Below are 16,369 nucleotides of genomic sequence, written 5' to 3' on the forward strand. Positions count from 1 at the left end.
TCATGACGTTCCCCTGGCTCACGTTCCTCGGCCTCGTGCCGCTGGTGGGTGCCGCCGTCCTGTGCCTGCCGGTGAAGCAGATCGCGCGCGGCGTCGGCATGGTGTTCGCCCTGCTCACCGCCGTCGTCGGCGTGGCCGTGGCTGTGCTCTACGCCGGGGGCGCCACCCTCGGCGAGCTGGCGCCCTGGATCCCGGCGTTCGGCGCCTGGTGGGCGGTCGGGCTCGACGGGATGTCGCTGGTGATGGTGCTGCTCACCGTCATCCTCGTGCCCGTGGTGCTGCTGGCGGAGTGGAAGGTGGGCACCCGCGGACGCTGGACGCCGCAGGCGTTCTTCGGCCTCGTCCTCGCCCTGGAGAGCCTCTCGCTGTTCGTCTTCCTCGCCCAGGACGTCCTGCTGTTCTACCTCTTCTTCGAGGCAACGCTGATCCCGATGTACTTCCTGATCGGCGGGTTCGGCGGCGCGAGGCGTTCCTACGCCGCGGTCAAGTTCCTGCTGTTCAGCCTCGCCGGTGGCCTGGTCATGCTGGCGTCCGTCGTGGGCCTGTACGCGGTTTCCGCGGACCTCACGGGCTCCCCGACCTACCTGCTGGGCGAGCTCTCCCAGCTCACGCTGAGCCCGGAGGTCGGCCGGTGGCTGATGGCCGGGTTCCTGTTCGCGTTCATCGTGAAGGCCCCGATGGTGCCGGTGCACACCTGGCTGCCGACGGCGGCGGAGGAGTCGACGCCGGGCACGTCCGTGCTGCTGGTCGGCATCCTGGACAAGATCGGCACCTTCGGGATGATCAAGTTCTGCCTGTGGCTGTTCCCCGAGGCGAGCCAGTGGGTGGCCCCGGCGATGGTCGTGCTCGCGCTGGTCAGCATCATCTACGGCGCGGTTGCCGCCATCGGCAGCAACAACCTGCTGCGCCTGGTGGCCTACACCTCGATCAGCCACTTCGGGTTCATGGTGCTCGGCATCTACACCTTCACCAGCACCGGCATCTCCGGCTCGATCTTCTACATGGTCAACCACGGCTTCTCGACCGCGGCGCTGTTCCTGGTGATCGGGTTCCTGATCAGCCGTCGCGGCTCAGCGCTGGTCAGCGACTTCGGTGGTGTCCAGAAGGTCGCGCCGGTGCTCACCGGGCTGTTCCTGATGGCGGGCCTGTCGGGCCTGGCGCTGCCGGGCATGTCGAGCTTCGTCTCCGAGTTCATGGTGCTGGCCGGCACCTGGTCGCGGCAGCCGGTGGTGGCGGCGATCGCCGCCCTCGGCACCGTGCTGGCAGCGGTCTACATCCTGCGCATGTACCAGCGCAGCATGACCGGCCCGGTCACCGACGACGTCGCCCGCACGTTCACCCGTGACGCGACGGCCCGCGAGAAGTGGGTGGCCGCTCCCGTCCTGGCGCTGATCCTGCTGCTCGGCTTCCTGCCGAACCTGGCGCTCACCGTCATCGAGCCGGTCGCGCAGTCCACCATGAGCCACGTCGGGGTAACGGACCCGAAGCCGGGAGAGGAAGCCAAGTGACCATCACCGCGCCCACCTTCGAGTGGCTGCAGCTGAGCCCCGTCCTGGTCGTGCTCCTGGCCGCCTGCGTCGGCATCCTGATCGAGGCCCTCGTGCCCCGCGTGTGGCGCTTCCTCGCGCAGGTCGTGCTGTTCGAGCTGTCGATCCTCGCCGCGTTCGTGCTGCTGGTGCTGAGCTGGTCGCAGCCCCGCAACAGCCTGGGCCTGATGGCCATGGGTGCGATCAGCCTGGACGGCCCGAGCTACCTGATGTGGGCGTCCCTGCTGGTGTTCGGCCTGCTCAGCCTGCTGGTCTTCGCCGAGCGTGACCTCGGCAACGGGGTCACCGCGTTCGCCGCCTCCGCGGCGTCCGTGCCGGGCAGCCCGGCCGAGGCCGAGGCCACCACCGCGCGCCACGAGCACACCGAGGTCTTCCCGCTCGCGCTGTTCTCCCTCGCCGGGATGATGGTCTTCGTCGCCGCCAACGACCTGATCACCGCCTTCATCGCCCTCGAGGTCATGTCGCTGCCGCTGTACCTGCTCAGCGGGATGGCGCGCCGTCGCCGCCTGCTCAGCCAGGAGGCCGCGCTGAAGTACTTCCTGCTCGGGGCGCTCAGCTCCGCGTTCTTCCTGTTCGGCGTCGCGCTGGTCTACGGCTTCTCCGGCTCGTTCGAGCTCGGCGCGATCAACGACGCCATCGCGAACCCGGTCTACGGGCGCGGCCTGCTGTACACGGGCATGGCGTTCCTGGCGATCGGGCTGCTGTTCAAGATCGGCGCGGTTCCGTTCCACAACTGGGTGCCGGACGTGTACGTCGGCGCGCCCACGCCGGTCACGGGCTTCATGGCGATCTGCACGAAGCTCGCCGCGGTCGGTGCGACCGTCCGCGTGTTCTACGTCGCCCTCGGCGCCGAGCGGTGGAGCTGGCAGCCGCTGCTGGCCGTCGTCGCGGTGCTCACCATGGCGCTCGGCGTCGTGGTGGCGCTGACCCAGACCGACATCAAGCGCCTGCTGGCCTACAGCTCGATCTCGCACGCCGGGTTCATCCTGGTCGCGGTGGTCGGCGCCACCGCGGGTGTGCAGGGACGCGTGAACAGCTTCGGCTCGATCGTCTTCTACCTGATCGCCTACGGCTTCGCGACCGTGGCGGCGTTCGCCATCGTCACCATGGTGCGCGACTCCACCGGAGAGGCCCACGCCATCTCCAGCTGGGCCGGCCTGGGACGCAAGAACCCGCTGCTGGCGGGCATCTTCGCCCTGCTCATGCTGAGCTTCGCGGGCATCCCGCTGACCGGTGGCTTCATCGGCAAGTGGGCGGTGTTCTCCGCGGCCTGGCAGGGCGGCTACTCGTGGCTGGTCATCGCCGCGGTGGCGGCCAGCCTGGTGGCGGCGTACGTCTACCTGCGCGTGATCGTGCTGATGTTCTTCTCCGAGCCGGTCGCAGGCGTGGCGGTCGGACGGGCCAGTGGCCTGACCTGGGTGCCGGTGGCGCTGGGTGCCGCCCTGTCGGCCTACCTCGGACTGTTCCCCGGGCCGCTGCTGGACCTGGTGACCTCGGCCAGCACGTTCCTGCGCTGAGGCTATGCTTTCCGGCGTGCCCGTCGCGACCCAGCCAGCAGACCTCGTCGGGGACCTGCCTGGCGATTTCGTCGAGCGGGTGAACGGCCTGCTCGAGCGTATCGAGGAGGGCCTGGCCGAGGCCGCGGTCGCAGAGACCGACTTCGTCACCGAGGCCGCCCGGCACATCATCCAGGCCGGCGGCAAGCGGTTCCGTCCGCTGCTGGTGGTGCTGGCCGGCCTGATCGCCGAGGAGCCGGACGAGGACGCGATCGTCCGCGCGGCCCTGGTGATGGAACTCACCCACGTCGCGAGCCTCTACCACGACGACGTCATGGACGAGGCCGAGCTGCGCCGCGGGGCCCCGACGGCCAACCGTCGCTGGGACAACACGGTGGCCATCCTCGTCGGCGACTTCCTGTTCTCCCGGGCTTCCTCGATCGTGTCGACGCTCGGCACCGACTACGTGCGCCTCCAGTCGGACACCTTCGCCCGCCTGGTCCAGGGCCAGATCGCGGAGACCCGCGGGCCGCTGCCCGGGGCCGACCTGCTCGACCACTACCTGAACGTGCTCGCCGACAAGACGGGCTCTCTGATCGCCGCGTCCGCGATCTTCGGCGGCATGGTGGCCGGCGCCCCGCGTCCGGTGCTCGACGCGCTGGCGGCCTACGGCGAGGAGATCGGCGTGGTCTTCCAGCTCAGTGACGACATCATCGACATCGACAGCGACTCCTCGGGCAAGACCCCGGGCACCGACCTGCGGGCCGGCGTCCCGACCCTGCCCACGCTGCTGGCCCGCCGCAGCTCGGACGCGGGGGACGCGCGCCTCCTCTCCCTGCTGGACGCGGACCTGTCCGCGGAGGCCGACCTCGCCGAGGCTCTCGGCCTGATGCGGGCCCACCCCGCGATGACCGAGGCCCGCGACGAGGTGACCCGTCGGGCGGAGGTGGCCCGCTCGCTGCTGGACCCGCTGCCGGAGGGCCCGGCGAAGGCTGCGCTGTCCGCCCTGTGCGACGGGGTCATATCGCGATCCTCCTGACCGGGTTAGGGTTGCCTCAGTTCCGGGAACCAGTTCCACGAACGGAGGTCCCATGGCCCGTCCACACGTTGTCGTCATCGGTTCCGGCTTCGGCGGGCTCTTCGCCGCCCAGGCGCTGGCGAAGTCCGAGGTCGACGTCACCCTCGTCTCCAGGACGGTGGCGCACCTGTTCCAGCCGCTGCTCTACCAGGTCGCGACCGGCATCCTGTCCACCGGCGAGATCGCGCCGGCCACCCGGGACATCCTGCGGAACCAGCGCAACGCCACGGTGCTGCTCGCCGAGGTGACCCGGATTAACCTCGACAGCAGGGTGGTCGTGGCCGAGAAGCTGTCGAAGACCATCGCCCTGAAGTACGACTACCTCGTGGTCGCCGCCGGCGCCGGCCAGTCGTACTTCGGCAACGACCAGTTCGCGACCTTCGCCCCCGGCATGAAGAGCATCGACGACGCGCTCGAGCTGCGCGCCCGGATCTTCGGCTCCCTGGAGATGGCCGAGCTCAGCGAGGACGCGGACGAGCGCCGGAGGCTGCTCACCTACGTCGTCGTGGGCGCCGGGCCGACCGGGGTCGAGATGGCCGGCCAGATCGCCGAGCTCACCCACCACACGCTGCGCCGCAGCTTCCGCCGCATCGACACGACGACGGCCCGGGTGCTCCTGCTCGACGGGGCGGACGCCGTGCTGCCGCCGTTCGGCCCGGAGCTGTCGGCAGCCGCCCGCGCGGAACTCGAGCGCAACGGCGTCGAGGTGCTGCTGGGCGCGCTGGTCACCAACGTCGACGCCACGGGGCTGGACGTGAAGTACTCCGACGGGCGGACCGAGCGGATCAGCGCGGGCTGCAAGGTCTGGGCCGCCGGGGTGCAGGCCAGCCCGCTGGGCAGGACGCTCGCCGAGCAGTCGGGCGCGGGGATCGACCGGGCGGGCCGGGTGGAGGTGAACGACGACCTCACGCTGCCGGGCCGCCCGGAGGTGTTCGTCGTGGGCGACATGATCAGCCTGAACGGGCTCCCCGGGGTGGCCCAGGTGGCCATCCAGGGCGGCCGGTACGCCGCGTCGAAGATCGCCGGTGAGGTGACCGGTCGTCCGGTGACGGCGCCGTTCCGGTACCACGACAAGGGCTCGATGGCGGTGATCAGCCGTTTCGGCGCGGTCGCGAAGGTCGGCCGGCTGCGGCTCACCGGCTTCGTCGCGTGGTCGGCCTGGCTGTTCGTCCACCTGCTGTACCTGGTCGGCTTCAAGAACCGGGTGACCACGCTCCTGCACTGGTTCATCACCTTCGTCGGACGGGGGCGCTCGGAGCGTGTGACCACCGAGCAGCAGCTCGTCGGGCGCCTCGCGGTGAAGCAGCTCGGGCCGGAGTTCCAGCCGACGATCGGCGGCACGCTGGAGCCTGGCAAGATCAAGCACTGATGGAACCCACTCAGCTCGACGCGCTCGCCACCGCCCGCGCGGTGCGCGAGGGAGACCTCACCGCGACGGCGGTCGCGGGTGCGCACCTCGCCCGCTCCGAGCGGCTCTCCCCGGTCGTGGGCGCCTTCGCCCGCCTGACCCCGGAGCTCGCCCTGGAGCGTGCGGCGCACCTCGACGACGCCGTCGCCCGCGGGGGCTCGGACGCGCCCCTGCTCGGCGTCCCGTGCCCGGTCAAGGACCTCAATCCGGTCGCCGGCGTCGGCTGGGAGGCGGGGTCGGCAGCGATGCGCGGCACGGTCGCCGACGTCGACGACGACATCGTGGGCTGGCTGGCGGCCGCCGGCACCGTGATGACTGGCAAGACAGCCACGCCCGAGTTCGGGCTGCCCTGCTACACCGAGCCGGACGGGGCGCCCCCGGCCCGCACCCCGTGGGACCTGCGCCGCTCGGCCGGGGGCTCCAGCGGGGGCGCGGCGGCGGCGGTGGCGACGGGCCTGGCGCCGATCGCCCACGGCTCCGACGGCGGCGGGTCGATCCGCATCCCGGCCTCGGCCTGCGGTCTGGTGGGGCTGAAGGCCAGCCGTGGGCGTGTCAGTGCCGGCAGGCTCCGGGTGCCGGGGGCCGGCCTCGCCACCGACGGCGTCCTGAGCCGGACGGTCGCCGACACGGCCGTCGCGCTCGACGTGCTGTCGGGGCACGGGGTGGGGGAGACGTACCGGGTGCCCGCGCCCCGGACCAGCTTCCTCGAGGCCACGCGCCGGGATCCCGGCCGCCTGCGGGTCGGCGTCCTGACCACGCCGGTGATCGCCGAGGCCGACGTCCACCCCGCGTGCCTGGACGCCGTCCGCGCCACCGCGGTCACCCTTGCCGGGCTCGGCCACGACGTCGACGAGGCGCCCGTGCCGTTCGCCGTCGACCGCTGGCAGGCGTTCGGCGCGCTGTGGTCGGTCGGCGCGGCGTCGATCCCGCTGCCGCCCGAGGCCGAGGCGTTGCTGCGTCCGCTCACCCGGTGGCTGCGCGAGGAGGGCCGGCGAACCGGAGGGGTGGCCTTCGCCGACGCCCTCGGCGCCGTGCAGCGCCTGACGGTCGACACCGCCCTGGCCTGGGACGGGTTCGACCTGGTGCTCACCCCGACGCTCGCCCAGCCCCCGGCACCGGTGGGTTCCCTGCGCGACGACGACGACCCGGCCGCCGACTTCGCCGCCCAGACCCGCTTCACGCCCTGGACCAGCGTCTACAACCTCACCGGCCGCCCGGCGATCTCGTTGCCGCTGCACACGGCGGTGGTGGACGGGCGGACGCTCCCCATCGGCGTGATGCTGGGCGGTCGCTTCGGCGAGGAGGACACCCTGCTCGCGGTGTCCGCCCAGCTCGAGGCAACCGTCGGCTGGCACCACCCGTTCCTGGCCGCGGACCCCACCTGATGCTCGATCGTCCCGTCGCGACGCTCGCGCGTCACGACGTGAAGGTGTCTGTTCCTCGGCCCGCTCGCGCGGCCCTCGTCGAGACTGCGTCCCCGTCGCGACGCTCGCGCGTCACGACGTGAACTTGTCTGGTACGCCGTCGGCGTCGTCGTCGCGGGCCTCCTCGGCCTCCACCTGGCGGTAGTGCCGGTTGCGCAGGCCGAGCACGACGGAGGCCAGGACGGCCGCCAGCACGGAGGCGGTGAGGATCGACACCTTGCCGATGTCGTCGTTCGGCGAGCCCTGGCCGAAGCTCAGTTCGCTGACCAGCAGCGAGACCGTGAAGCCGATGCCGCCCAGTACCGCGATGCCGAACACGTCGATCCAGCCCAGGTCGGGGTCGAGGCGGGCGTGCCGCAACCGGGTGACCAGCCAGGTGGAGCCCGTGATGCCGACCGCCTTGCCCACCACCAGGCCCACGATGACGCCCAGCCCGAGCGGGCTGGTGACGGCAGAGAAGAAGCCCTGCCAGCCGCCGAGCGCCACGCCGGCGGAGAAGAACGCGAACACCGGGACGGCGACGCCCGCGGAGAACGGCCGGATCCGGTGCTCGAGGATGCCGGCCAGGCCGTGGTCGTGGTCACTGCCGGCCGGCGGCCGCACGGGCACGCAGAAGGCCAGCAGGACGCCCGCGACGGTGGCGTGGACGCCGGAGGCGTAGCTCAGCACCCACGTGGCCGCGGCGAGCGGCGCCAGCAGCAGCCACGGCGCCCACCAGTGTCGGGCCAGGAAGCCCTGGAACCGGTACGCGACCACGGCGAACAGCGCCAGCGGGACGAACTCCGCGGCCAGGAGGGGAAGCTGGAGGTCCTTGGAGTAGAACACCGCGATGATGGCGATCGCGATCAGGTCGTCGGCAACGGCCAGCGTGAGCAGGAACGTGCGCAGGGCGGCCGGAAGGTGCGAACTGATCACCGCCAGCACTGCCAGCGCGAAGGCGATGTCGGTCGCCGCAGGGATGGCCCAGCCGGCCCGGGCCGCCGGGTCGGCCGCGGTGAACGCGACGAAGATCACCGCGGGGACGGCCGCGCCGCCGAAGGCGGCGACCACAGGGACGAGGGCGGTGCGGATGTCCCTCAGGTCGCCGACCACGAACTCGTGCTTGAGTTCGAGGCCGACCAGGAAGAAGAAGACGGCCAGCAGCCCGTCCGCTGCCCAGTGGCCCAGGGACAGGTCGAGGTCGATGCCCAGCACCGTGCCGCCGACGTGGGCGTCGCGCAGCCCGAAGTACGTCTCGGGGGCCAGGTTGGCGAACAGCATGGCCGCGAGGGCCGCCACGAGGAGCAGGATGCCGCCGACCGACTCCCGTCGCAGGATCTCGCGGACGCGGAGGAACTCTGCGTAGGCACCCCGCGCGAGGGTGACGGGGACCGGTCGGTTGCTCACCAGATCTTCACCCTCTCCTCCGTCGGCAGCCACAGGGCGTCGGCCTCGGTGACGCCGAACGCCGCATAGAACGACGGCAGGTTCCGGACGACCTGGTTGCACCGGAACTCCTCCGGCGAGTGCGGGTCGGTCGCGATCTGCTGGCGCAGCGCCTCGTCGCGGCGCTTGGTCTGCCAGGCCTGCGCCCAGGACAGGAAGAAGCGCTGGGGGGCGGGGATGCCGTCGATCGGCCCGGGCTCGGCGTCGAGGGACAGCTGCCAGGCGTCGTAGGCGATCGCCGCGCCCCCGAGGTCGCCGATGTTCTCGCCGATGGTCAGCTCGCCGTTGACGTGCACGTCCGGCAGCTGCCGCGGCGCCAGGGCGGAGTACTGGCCGATGAGCGCGCTGGTCCGCTCGGTGAAGGCCTCGCGGTCCTGCGGCGTCCACCAGTCCCGCAGGCGTCCCTCGCCGTCGCACGTGGAGCCCTGGTCGTCGAACCCGTGCCCGATCTCGTGGCCGATCACCGCGCCGATCGCGCCGTAGTTCACGGCGTCGTCGGCTTCGAAGTCGAAGAACGGCGGCTGGAGGATGGCCGCGGGGAAGACGATCTCGTTGCGCAGCGGGTGGTAGTAGGCGTTGACGGTCTGGGGGGTCATCAGCCACTCCCAGGAGCGGATCGGCCCGGTGAGCTTGCCCAGTTCGTCACTGGTGTGGAAGTCGGCCGCCCGCAGGACGTTGCCCAGGAGGTCGCCGGGGGCGATCTCCAGCGCGGAGTAGTCCTTCCACACGTCGGGGTAGCCGATCTTCGGGGTGAAGTGGGCCAGCTTGTTCAGTGCCTCCGCCCGCGTGTCAGCGGTCATCCAGTCCAGGTCGGAGATCGAGCGGCGGTAGGCCTCGAGCAGGTTCGCCACGAGGGTGTCCATCCGGTCCTTGGCCGCCGGGGGGAAGTGCCGTTCGACGTACAGCTTGCCGACGGCCTCGCCGAGCGTGCGCTCGACCAGGTCCACACCCCGCTTCCAGCGCTCCCGCAGCTGCGGGACACCCTGGAGGACCGTGCCGTAGAAGTCGAAGCGGGCCTGCACCAGCGGATCGGGCAGGTACGGCGACAGGGCCGACACCAGCGACCAGCGGCACCACTGCTTCCAGTCGTCCAGGCGGGACGCGGTGAGCAGGGCGGCGACCTCGCTGAAGAAGGACGGCTGCGCCACGATCACCTGGTCGACGGCGGGAACCCCCGCCGCCGCGAGCACCCGGGTCCAGGGGACGCCGGAGGCGTCGAGGTCGGCAGGGGAGGTCGGGTTGTACATCTGGCGCAGGTCGCGGGTGCGCACCTTGTCCCAGTGCAGGGCGGCGACAGCGGCCTCCAGCGCGACGATCGGCCCGGCACCGCTGGAGGTGAGACCGGCGAGGGTCAGCGTCTCGTCCACGTGGTCGCGGTAGGCCGACAGGATGGCCGCGTGCTGCTCCAGCCGGTAGTACTCCTCGTCGGGGAGTCCGATGCCGGACTGCCCGGCGAACAGCGCGTACCGCGTCGGATCGCCGGGGTCGGCGTCCACGTCCAGCCCGATCGGGGCGCCGGTGCCGCGCCGCAGGCTGCGTCCGAAGTAGTCGAGCAGGTCGTCCACCGTGCCGATGGCGTCGATCTCCGCGAGCAACGGGCGCAGCGGTTCCAGGCCGGCGGCGTCGATGCGCTCGGTGTCCATGAAGCTGCCGTACATGTGCTCCACCAGGTACGCCTCCGTGCCGGGAGCGGAGCCGGACAGCCCGGTGACGATGTCGCGGATGGCCCGCTCGGAGGCGTCCCGCAGGTCGACGAAGGCGCCGGCGGCGTGCTTGTCCGCCGGGATCTCCACGTCGGCGAGCCACCGGCCGTTCACGTGGCGGAAGAGGTCGTCCTGGGGCCGGACGGTCGGGTCGAGGTCGAAGCTGGTCACCCCGAAAGGCTAGCCGGTACTGCTCGCCGGGTCGCTCGGCTCGGCGTGGGCGCGGACAGCGTCCCCTAGACGGTCCAGGTGTCGCCGCCGGTGATCATCGCCTGGAGGCCGGCCAACCGCTCTTCCGGATCCTCGTGCACGGTGAGCTGTTCCCTGGCCAGGTCGTCGTAGGTCGGACGCTCCACGTCGCGCAGGATGCCGATCGGTGACGTGTGCAGTGCCTCGGTGTCGGTGAGCCGCGACAGGGCGAACGCCGTCCCCGGGTCGTCGGCGTGCGCGTCGTGCACCAGGACGTTCCCCAGGCCCACCTCGGCGACGTCGACGATGCGCAGCGTGCCGTCCGGGCCGCGGACGACGCCGCGGGAGCCGTCCTGTCCGAACGTGATGGGCTCGCCGTGGCGCAGCGGGATCAGCCCGCCGTCCGCGCCCTTGAGGGCGTCGAAGGCGCCGTCGTTGAAGATCGGGCAGTTCTGGTAGATCTCGACGATCGAGGCGCCGCGGTGGCTGATCGCTGCGGTGAGCACCTCGGTGAGGTGCGCCCGGTGCGAGTCCACCGTCCGCGCGACGAAGGTCGCCTCCGCGCCCAGCGCGAGCGACAGCGGGTTGAACGGGCGGTCCACGGAGCCGGCCGGGGTCGACTTCGTCACCTTGCCCTGCTCGGACGTGGGCGAGTACTGGCCCTTGGTCAGGCCGTAGATGCGGTTGTTGAACAGCATGATCGTGATGTTCACGTTCCGGCGCAGCGCGTGGATCAGGTGGTTGCCGCCGATGCTGAGCGCGTCACCGTCGCCGGTGACCACCCAGACGGCCAGGTCCGGGCGCGTCATGGCCACACCGGTGGCGATCGCCGGCGCACGGCCGTGGATCGAGTGCATGCCGTAGCTGTCGACGTAGTACGGGAACCGCGAGGAGCAGCCGATGCCGGAGACGATGACCGTGTTCTCCCTGCGGATGCCGAGCGTCGGCATCAGGCCCTGGAAGGTGGCCAGGACGGCGTAGTCGCCGCACCCGGGGCACCAGCGCACCTCCTGGTCGGAGGTGAAGTCCTTGCGGCTGAGCGGCGTGACGCTGAGCGGCACTCCGGCCAGGCCGGTGCCGGCCGGTGTGGTGGCGGTCATTCCGCGTCCTCCTCGTCGATCAGGGCGACCAGGTCTGCCGCCAGCTCCGACAGCGAGATCGGCAGTCCCCGCACCCGGCTGTAGCTCTGGACGTCCACCAGGTAGGTGGCACGCAGCACCATGGCCAGCTGGCCCAGGTTCATCTCCGGCACGATCACGCGGTCGTAGGCACGCAGCACCTCGCCCAGGTTCGCCGGCAGCGGGTTCAGGTGCCGCAGGTGGGCGGTGGCGACCCGGCGTCCGGCAGTACGGACGCGGCGCGCGGCGGCGGAGATCGGCCCGTAGGTCGAACCCCAGCCGAGCACGAGGACCTTGGCGCGGCCACTGGGGTCGTCGACCTCCACCGGCGGCACGACGGCCTGGATGTTGTCGACCTTCTGCTTGCGCAGGTTCACCATGAACTCGTGGTTCGCCGGGTCGTAGGACACCGCACCGGTGCCGTCCGCCTTCTCGATCCCGCCGATCCGGTGCTCCAGGCCCGGGGTGCCGGGCACGGCCCAGGCGCGGGCCAGCTTGTCGTCGCGCAGGTAGGGCCAGAACCCGCCGTCGGGGCGGTTCGGCCCGGTCGCGAACGCCGGGTCGATCGGCGGGAGGGCCGCGAGGTCGGGCACCGGCCACGGCTCGGCACCGTTGGCGAGGTAGCCGTCGGAGAGCAGGATCACCGGGGTGCGGTAGTCGATCGCGATCTTCACCGCCTCGTAGGCCGCCGCGAAGCAGTCGCCGGGCGACTGGGCGGCGATGACCGGCAGCGGCGCCTCGCCGTGGCGTCCGAACAGCGCCTGGGTCAGGTCGGCCTGCTCGGTCTTGGTGGGCATGCCGGTCGCCGGACCGGCCCGCTGGATGTCGCAGATCACCAGCGGCAGCTCGAGCATCACAGCCAGCCCGATCGTCTCCATCTTCAGCGCCAGGCCCGGGCCGGAGGTCGCCGTCACGCCCAGCTGGCCGGCGAAGGACGCGCCCAGGGCCGCGCCGACGGCGGCGATCTCGTCCTCAGCCTGGAAGGTGAGCACACCGGCGTCCTTGGCCGCCGCGAGGTGGTGCAGCACGTCGGACGCGGGCGTGATCGGGTAGGCGCCGAGGAACAGCTGGAGCCCCGCCTTCGCCGCACCGGCCATCAGGCCGTAGGCGAGCGCACGGTTGCCGGACACCTGGCGGTAGGTGCCGGCCGGGGCCGGCGCGGGCGCCACCTTGTAGCGGTTCGCGAACACCTCGGTCGTCTCGCCGAAGGCGTAGCCGGCCTTCAGTGCGGCGATGTTGGCGTCGCGTACCTGCGGCGCCGCGGCGAACTTCTTCTCCAGGAAGGCGATCGTGCCCTCCACCGGGCGGTGGTACAGCCAGTCGAGCAGCCCGAGGGCGTACATGTTCTTGGTGCGCGCGGCGTCCTTGCGTCCCAGGCCCAGGCTCGCGACCGCAGCGGTGGCCTGACCGGACAGGTCGAGCGCGTGCACCTGGTAGTCGGCGAGGCTTCCGTCGGCGAGCGGATCGGAGGCGTAGCCGACCTTGGCGAGGTTGCGGGGGGTGAAGTCGGCGGTGTCGGCGATGATCAGCCCACCCCGGGGCAGGTCGCCCAGGTTGGCCTTGAGCGCGGCGGGGTTCATCGCGACCAGCACGTCGGGCCGGTCGCCGGGGGTGCGGATGTCGAAGTCGGCGAAGTGCAGCTGGAAGCTCGACACCCCCGCGACGGTGCCCTGCGGCGCGCGGATCTCCGCCGGGAAATTGGGCAGGGTCGAGAAGTCGTTGCCGGCCGCGGCCGTGTCGTGGGTGAAGCGGTCGCCGGTCAGCTGCATGCCGTCGCCGGAGTCCCCGGCGAAGCGGATCACGACATGGTCGACGGTGGTCACGGTGGTCATGCGATGCGTTCAACTCCTGGTGCCGTCGCCAGCGCGGCGGCCGTGTCGTGTTCCTCAGCAACCACGCAAGAGTAGGCGCTGATCGCGGCTTCCACCACGAGGGGGTGGACGCCGATGGGCGCCGACACCGCGTCGGCGCCCGCCTCGTGCAGCCGGTCGGCGAAGACGCCCGGCGCGAGCAGATAGGACGCGACCACCACGCGCCGGTGCCCGTCCGCCCGCAGGGCCGCGACGGCCTCGCCGACGCCGGGGCGGGCGGAGGTGACGAACGCGGGGACGACCGGCACGCCGAGCAGCAGCGCGAGCGCACCGGCGGCCCGCCCGACCTCAGCCACCGACCGGGCCCGGCGCGAGCCTGCCGCGGCGAGCACGACCGCGTCGCCGACGCCGGCCTCGCGCACCCGGTCCGCCACCGCGGCGAGCAGGCCGGGACCGATCAGCGGCGCGAGCATCGCGCGGCCCCCCGCGGCCTCCACCGCTGCCGGCAGGTCGCTGGTCACGTGGTAGCCGGCGGTGAGGAAGCACGGCACGACCACCGCGTCGCCGAGGCGGGCGAGCACGTCGGTCAGCGTCGGGGTCAGCACGTCGGCCCAGCCGAGGTGCACGCGCACTCCCGGGAGCCGGGACGCGACCGCGGCCACCAGCGCGCCGGCGACCAGCTGGCCGGCTTCGCTGCGGGTGCCGTGCAGGGCGAGGACCAGGTCCGGCCCGTCCTGGCGGCTCACAGGTGCAGCCCGCACTCGGTCTTGGCCAGGCCGGCCCAGCGGCCGGCCCTCGGGTCCTCGCCGGGCTCGACCCGGCGGGTGCAGGGCGCGCAGCCGATGGACGGGTAGCCGTCGGTGAGCAGGAGGTTCACCGGCACCTGGTGGGTTCCGGCGTACTCGAGCAGCTCGTCGAAGGTCCAGGCCGCCAGGGGGTTCACCTTCACCATCTGGTGGGCGGCGTCCCACTCCACCACTCCCGCGTTGGCGCGCAGGGCGTTGTCCTCCCGACGGATCCCGGTCACCCACGCCTCGTACCCGGCCAGTTCGGCGTTGATCGGGTCGACCTTGCGCAATTGGCAGCACAGGGTCGGGTTGCGGTCGTGCAGCCGCGGCCCGTACTCGGCGTCCTGCTCCGCGACGCTCTGCAGCGGAAGGACGTCGATGATCCGGGCGTCGATCACGCCGGCGAGCGCGTCCCTCGTGCCGATCGTCTCCGCGAAGTGGTAGCCGGTCTCGAGGAACAGCACGTCGACGCCCGGGGCCACCTGGGACACCAGGTGGGGCAGCACGGTGTCGCCGGCCATCGAGCAGGCCACAGCGAGCGCGTCGCCGAAGGTGCGGGCGGCCCAGGCGACGACCTCTGTGGCCGGGGCGCCGGCCAGCTCGCGCCCGGCCTCCTCCGCGAGGGTGCGCAGCTCGTCGGGCGTCCGGGTGCGCCCGGGACCGTGGGTGGTGAGCGTCGTCATCGCAGCACCTCGTCTGCGGCCCGGTGCGACCAGGCGGCGAAGGACTCCCCGGGCTCCCGGCCGGCGACGAAGGCCCTCGTCACCCGCTCGACGTAGTCCGGCAGGTCGGCGGCGGCCACCTTGAGGCCGCGGACGGTGCGTCCCAGGCCGGCGTCCTCGCGGTCGACCGACGCCAGGCCGCCGCCCAGGTGCACCTGGTAGGCGAACTCGTCCGCGCCGTCCGCGCTCTTCATCAGCTGGCCCTTCAGGCCGATGTCGGCCACCTGGATGCGGGCGCAGGAGTTGGGGCAGCCGTTGAGGTGCAGGCTGATCGGCCGGTCGAGTTCCACGTCGGCGAGCCGCTGCTCGAGGGCGGTGATGGTGTCGGCCGCCGTCTGCTTGGTCTCGACGAACGCCAGCTTGCAGTACTCGATGCCCGTGCAGGCCATCGTCGAGCGGCGGAACGGGCTCGGGTTCGCGGTGAGGCCCAGGGGCTCGACCGCCGCCAGCAGGGCGTCGACCCGGCCGGGATCGACGTCCAGCACGAGCAGCTTCTGGTGGGGCGTGAACCGGACGCGGGCGGAGCCCGCAGCCTCGGCGGCGTCCGCGAGGGCGGAGAGGATGTCGCCGGAGACGCGTCCCACGGTCGGGGCGAGGCCCACGTAGCGGCGCCCGTCCTTCTGGGCGTGCACGCCGATGTGGTCGCCGGGCCCCCCGTTGACCGCGGGGGCCGGGCCGTCGGCGAGCCGGTAGCCCAGGTACTCGGTCTCGAGCACCTCGCGGAACCGCGCGGCGCCCCAGTCGGCGAGCAGGAACTTCAGCCGGGCCTTGTTCCGCAGCCGGCGGTACCCGTAGTCCCGGAAGATCGAGATCACCCCGTGCCAGACCTCCGCGGCCTGGGCGGGGGTGACGAAGGCGCCCAGGCGCTCGGCCAGCCGCGGGCTCACGCTCAGCCCGCCGCCCACCCACAGGTCGTAGCCGGCACCGAGTTCCGGGTGCACGACACCCACCAGCGAGATGTCGTTGATCTCGTGCACGACGTCGAGGCTGGGGTGCCCGGTGATCGCCGACTTGAACTTGCGCGGGAGGTTGGACAGTGCGGGGTCGCCGATGAACCGTTCGACGATCTCCGCGATCACCGGAGTCGGGTCGACGATCTCGTCCGCCGCGATGCCGGCGACCGGGGAGCCGAGGATCACCCGGGGGGTGTCGCCGCACGCCTCCGTGGTCTGCATGCCGGCGGCCTCCAGGCGCTCCCAGATCGCGGGGACGTCCTCGATGCGGATCCAGTGGTACTGGATGTTCTGGCGGTCGGAGATGTCGGCGGTGCCCCGCGCGAAGTCGGTGGAGATTCCGGCGAGGGTGCGCAGCTGGCCGGTGGTGACCGCCCCGCCGTCGAGGCGGACGCGCATCATGAAGTAGCGGTCCGACAGTTCGTCCGGCCCCAGCGTGCCGGTGCGGCTCCCGTCGATGTCCTGGCGACGCTGGGTGTACAGGCCCCACCAGCGCAGCCGCCCGTGCAGGTCGTCAGCGGGGATGGAGTCGAAGCCCTCGCGGGCGTAGATGTCGAGGACGCGCTGCCGGACGCTCAGCCCGTTGTCGGCGGCCTTGAATTCCTCATTCGCATTCAGCGGGGTGGTGCCGTCGACGGCCCACTGGCCGTTGCTCCGGGCTGCGGGGGTGCTGGTGGTCATGGTTCCTCACCGAGGCTGTCGTGGAC

At 72.1% G+C, this 16,369-nt stretch carries 12 protein-coding genes; 5 read left to right on the forward strand and 7 right to left on the reverse strand.

Annotated elements, in window-relative coordinates:
* The first annotated feature begins 2 nt into the window (after nucleotides 1-2).
* From ACFQQJ_RS05090 to ACFQQJ_RS05110, 5 genes are read left to right on the forward strand one after another with little or no spacing between them, the layout of a single operon-like run.
* Complete coding sequence (locus tag ACFQQJ_RS05090; RefSeq protein WP_377104755.1) at nucleotides 3-1,508, forward strand: NADH-quinone oxidoreductase subunit M; 1,506 nt, start codon at nucleotides 3-5, stop codon at nucleotides 1,506-1,508.
* Complete coding sequence (gene nuoN, locus ACFQQJ_RS05095) at nucleotides 1,505-3,064, forward strand: NADH-quinone oxidoreductase subunit NuoN (RefSeq protein WP_377104757.1); 1,560 nt, start codon at nucleotides 1,505-1,507, stop codon at nucleotides 3,062-3,064. The genes ACFQQJ_RS05090 and nuoN overlap by 4 nt, the downstream gene beginning before the upstream one ends.
* A 4-nt stretch (nucleotides 3,065-3,068) precedes the next feature.
* Nucleotides 3,069-4,082: a polyprenyl synthetase family protein gene (locus ACFQQJ_RS05100; protein ID WP_377104759.1), complete on the forward strand. Its 1,014-nt coding sequence runs from the start codon at nucleotides 3,069-3,071 to the stop codon at nucleotides 4,080-4,082.
* 52 nt (nucleotides 4,083-4,134) lie between these two features.
* Nucleotides 4,135-5,490 carry an NAD(P)/FAD-dependent oxidoreductase gene (locus tag ACFQQJ_RS05105; protein ID WP_377104761.1) on the forward strand — a complete coding sequence of 452 codons (1,356 nt, stop codon included), beginning with the start codon at nucleotides 4,135-4,137 and terminating at the stop codon, nucleotides 5,488-5,490.
* The gene (locus tag ACFQQJ_RS05110) at nucleotides 5,490-6,914 is read left to right on the forward strand and encodes an amidase (protein WP_377104763.1); all 1,425 of its coding nucleotides are present in this window, start codon (nucleotides 5,490-5,492) and stop codon (nucleotides 6,912-6,914) included. The genes ACFQQJ_RS05105 and ACFQQJ_RS05110 overlap by 1 nt, the downstream gene beginning before the upstream one ends.
* 111 nt (nucleotides 6,915-7,025) lie before the next feature.
* On the opposite strand, the gene nhaA is transcribed toward ACFQQJ_RS05110, so the two are convergent.
* The 7 genes from nhaA to ACFQQJ_RS05145 all read right to left on the reverse strand — a co-directional run bounded on the left by nhaA (nucleotide 7,026) and on the right by ACFQQJ_RS05145 (nucleotide 16,343).
* The gene (gene nhaA / locus ACFQQJ_RS05115) at nucleotides 7,026-8,339 is read right to left on the reverse strand and encodes a Na+/H+ antiporter NhaA (RefSeq protein WP_377104765.1); all 1,314 of its coding nucleotides are present in this window, start codon (nucleotides 8,337-8,339) and stop codon (nucleotides 7,026-7,028) included.
* On the reverse strand, nucleotides 8,336-10,252 hold the full coding sequence (locus ACFQQJ_RS05120; RefSeq protein WP_377104767.1) for a M13 family metallopeptidase: 1,917 nt from the start codon (nucleotides 10,250-10,252) through the stop codon (nucleotides 8,336-8,338). Before ACFQQJ_RS05120 ends, nhaA begins: the two co-directional genes overlap by 4 nt.
* 65 nt (nucleotides 10,253-10,317) lie before the next feature.
* Nucleotides 10,318-11,370, reverse strand: coding sequence for a 2-oxoacid:ferredoxin oxidoreductase subunit beta (locus tag ACFQQJ_RS05125; RefSeq protein WP_377104769.1), 1,053 nt, complete (start codon nucleotides 11,368-11,370; stop codon nucleotides 10,318-10,320).
* The gene (locus ACFQQJ_RS05130) at nucleotides 11,367-13,220 is read right to left on the reverse strand and encodes a 2-oxoacid:acceptor oxidoreductase subunit alpha (RefSeq protein ID WP_377104771.1); all 1,854 of its coding nucleotides are present in this window, start codon (nucleotides 13,218-13,220) and stop codon (nucleotides 11,367-11,369) included. The genes ACFQQJ_RS05125 and ACFQQJ_RS05130 overlap by 4 nt, the downstream gene beginning before the upstream one ends.
* Nucleotides 13,217-13,945, reverse strand: coding sequence for a sirohydrochlorin chelatase (locus tag ACFQQJ_RS05135; protein WP_377104773.1), 729 nt, complete (start codon nucleotides 13,943-13,945; stop codon nucleotides 13,217-13,219). The genes ACFQQJ_RS05130 and ACFQQJ_RS05135 overlap by 4 nt, the downstream gene beginning before the upstream one ends.
* Nucleotides 13,942-14,670, reverse strand: a complete 729-nt coding sequence (locus ACFQQJ_RS05140; RefSeq protein WP_377104775.1) for a phosphoadenylyl-sulfate reductase — start codon at nucleotides 14,668-14,670, stop codon at nucleotides 13,942-13,944. Before ACFQQJ_RS05140 ends, ACFQQJ_RS05135 begins: the two co-directional genes overlap by 4 nt.
* Nucleotides 14,667-16,343, reverse strand: coding sequence for a nitrite/sulfite reductase (locus tag ACFQQJ_RS05145; protein WP_377104777.1), 1,677 nt, complete (start codon nucleotides 16,341-16,343; stop codon nucleotides 14,667-14,669). Before ACFQQJ_RS05145 ends, ACFQQJ_RS05140 begins: the two co-directional genes overlap by 4 nt.
* Between the last annotated feature and the right edge of the window lie 26 nt (nucleotides 16,344-16,369).

Origin of the sequence: Propionicimonas sp. T2.31MG-18, assembly GCF_964266745.1 — a bacterium.
GTDB lineage: Bacteria > Actinomycetota > Actinomycetes > Propionibacteriales > Propionibacteriaceae > Propionicimonas.